Origin of the sequence: Candidatus Frankia alpina (assembly GCF_902806485.1) — a bacterium.
GTDB lineage: Bacteria > Actinomycetota > Actinomycetes > Frankiales > Frankiaceae > Frankia > Frankia alpina.
This window is the reverse complement of record NZ_CADCWT010000404.1, coordinates 1-2,608: the sequence shown is the minus strand read 5'-3', so window position 1 is coordinate 2,608 and position 2,608 is coordinate 1. Positions and strand designations below refer to the sequence as shown.

3 protein-coding genes are annotated in these 2,608 nt (G+C 68.5%); 1 reads left to right on the top strand and 2 read right to left on the bottom strand.

Annotated features, from left to right (window positions below; translation table 11 throughout):
• On the bottom strand, positions 1 to 958 hold a 958-nt coding region (locus tag G6R25_RS23300; protein WP_205447396.1), incomplete at its 3' end, for an alpha/beta fold hydrolase.
• A gap of 122 nt (positions 959 to 1,080) precedes the next feature.
• Between G6R25_RS23300 and G6R25_RS23295 the strand changes: the two genes are divergently transcribed.
• Positions 1,081 to 1,674, top strand: a complete 594-nt coding sequence (locus tag G6R25_RS23295) for a TetR/AcrR family transcriptional regulator (RefSeq protein WP_163554577.1) — start codon at positions 1,081 to 1,083, stop codon at positions 1,672 to 1,674.
• Between the two features lie 736 nt (positions 1,675 to 2,410).
• On the opposite strand, the gene G6R25_RS25640 is transcribed toward G6R25_RS23295, so the two are convergent.
• On the bottom strand, positions 2,411 to 2,608 hold a 198-nt coding region (locus tag G6R25_RS25640), incomplete at its 5' end, for a hypothetical protein (RefSeq protein WP_205447395.1).

Sequence of the window (2,608 nt, the reverse complement as noted above, 5' to 3'; positions counted from 1 at the left end):
TGCTGCCTTCCGCGGTGCTGCCTTCCGCGGTGCTGCCTTCCGCGGTGCTGCCTTCCGCGGTAAGACCGCGTCCGGCTGACGACGTCTGGGTGGAGTCCCAGATGTCGCTGGCGATGGTGGCCCACAGGTGTGGGGGGAACTCGTGTCCCATGTCGGGGTAGGTGATCAGCCGGGCGTCGGGAATCGTTTGGGTCAGGGCCCGGGCGGCGCGCAGGCGAATCCAGGGATCGTCCTCGCCGTGGATCACGAGGGTGGGTACCTGTAGCCGGTGCAACTGAGCCCGGATGTCGCCAGCGGTGCGGGCCGCGGCGAGTTGGCGGTGGGTTCCGCCGGGGTCACCGTCGCGGTCCCAGGACTCCTCGGCGGTCGCGCGTACCCATATCTCGTCGATCGGGTGTCGACGAGAACACATGAGCAGATAGGTGTCGACCAGCCGCGCCACGCCGCCTTCCCGGGTGTCGTCGTACCGCTTGCCGGCCAGCCGCAGCAGTGTGCCGATCTTCAGGTTGCGCAGGTTGCTGAGCGCGCCGCCGGTCCCGCCGGCCATGGCGGAGACGAGGCTGCGGACGCGGGACGGGTGCCGGATCGCGACCAGCTGCGCGAGTGTGGCCCCCAGGGACTCCCCCAGCAGATGGGCGGAGTCCCAGCCGAGGGCATCCAGGACGGCGACCGCGTCGGCGAGCATGTCGTCGATCCGGTAGGCGGCGCTGCCGCCGCGTCCGGCCAGGGTCTGGACGGTGGTGCGGGGTGGGGAGGTGAAGTGGGTGGACAGGCCCGTGTCGCGGTTGTCGAAGCGGGCGACCGCGAACCCCCGGTCCGCGAGCTCCCGGCAGAACCCGTCCGGCCACCAGATCATCTGGAACGTCAGGCCCATCAGCAGCAGCGGCTCCCCGTCGGGCGGTCCGAACGTCTCATAGGCGATCTTCACGTCGCCGTGGTGGGCGAAGGAGATGGTCACCGGCGTCTCCGCTGCTATGAGGTGGTGGTGCCGTGGGGCCCGCCCCTTTGGCAATGCAGCTGACATGCTAAGGGAGACATGACACTGATGCAATGCGTTCGCATTGCGAAAGGGGGTTGGAGATGCCGAAGCGGGTGGACCCGCTTGAGCGGCGTCGCCACATCGCGCAGGCGGTGTTCCGAGTGACCGCCAGCCACGGCGTCGAGGCAGTCAGCCTGCGGGACGTCGCGGCCGAGGCCGGCGTGTCGATGGGGATGGTCCAGCACTACTTCCGGACCAAGGACGAGATGCTGCTGTTCGCGCTCGACCACATGCGGGTTCGCGTCGCCGCACGCCTGCACGCGCGTCTCGCGCACCTGCCGGACGCCACTCCCCGCGACATCGCCTGCGCCGTGTTCATCGAACTTCTACCCACCGCCGAGGACAGCAGGGCCGAGGCGGCCGTATCCGTGGCGTTCTACTCCCGGGCAGCCGTCAAGCCGGCCTACGCCGCGGCGCTGTCCGAAGGGCTGCGGGCTCTGCTCACCGTCACCACCGAGCAACTACGCGCCGCCCAGCGCGACGGCCACCTGCGCCCCGACCTCGACCCCGAGCAGGAGGCCGCATCCCTGTTCTGGCTCGCCCACGGCCTGGTGGGTCCGCTCCTCGTCGGCCTCTACACGCCCACGCAAGCCCTGACGATCCTCGACCACCACCTCGACCGGATCTTCACCTGATCCTGCCGCCGGTACCCGCCCGCGGTGCGGCCCGATTTCTGCGCATCACTGAAGGTGATTACTCGCATAGCCTGTGACCGATTGCTGATCTTTAATGCGCGATGCCGGTCGATGGATCATGATGATGGCTCCAGGGCCGGTCCAGCACCGTTCCGATCTGCCCGAGAGGTACTTCGCCGTCACCGTCGCTGCTACCACGTCCGCACGGTTCTATCCCGGTCCGGGTCCCGGTCCGAGTCCCGGTCCCGGTCCGGGTCGACGATTACGTTCTGTGGCCGGTGAGGGAGTCGGGAGCGGGGGTGTGCGTGGGAACGGTGCCACCTGGGTCCTTCTGTAGGGACGAACCGGACGCCGAACCCACCAGAGCGACCACATGGGCGCTCTCCCACGCATCCACCCCGAACACCTCACCGCCGCCGTCACACTCCGCGATCACCACCATGGCCGCGGCCACATGACACGGTCATGCAGATTCCGCGGAACCGCCCCCGACCCGGCCGTATCCCACCTCCACCCGACGATCAAGGTGTTCCGCGGAACCGGGACCGGGCAGAATCCACTCCAGTCCGACCCGGTGAATCAAAGATCAGTAATCAGATACTGCTCGTCTTCGGCGCCGGTTGCTCAGCTCTACCTGGTGCCTACCAGCGTTGACACCGGTGCTGCCTCCGTGGTGCGACCGCGTCCGGCCGACGACCGATTCGCGCGGGGAGTCCGTGTCTGAGGCGTACCTCCCTCAAATGAACCACCATGGTGGGGTAGGCGGCGTCGTGCGCCACGCCGTCGGCAGGGTCGGCGACGCTGAGGCGGTGCCCGTCACCGCTGAGGCGGTGCTCGACAGCGGTGCGTCGGCGGAGTTTGGAGATGAGTCGGTGAGAACGGCGGTGCGGAGTAGATGATCAGCGGTCAACCCCACGTGCGCGTCCTTCGCCCG

Bases quoted from the DNA above. Each gene is read 5' to 3' on its own strand.
- G6R25_RS23295 (WP_163554577.1), top strand. From the start codon at position 1,081: ATGCCGAAGCGGGTGGACCCGCTTGAGCGGCGTCGCCACATCGCGCAG.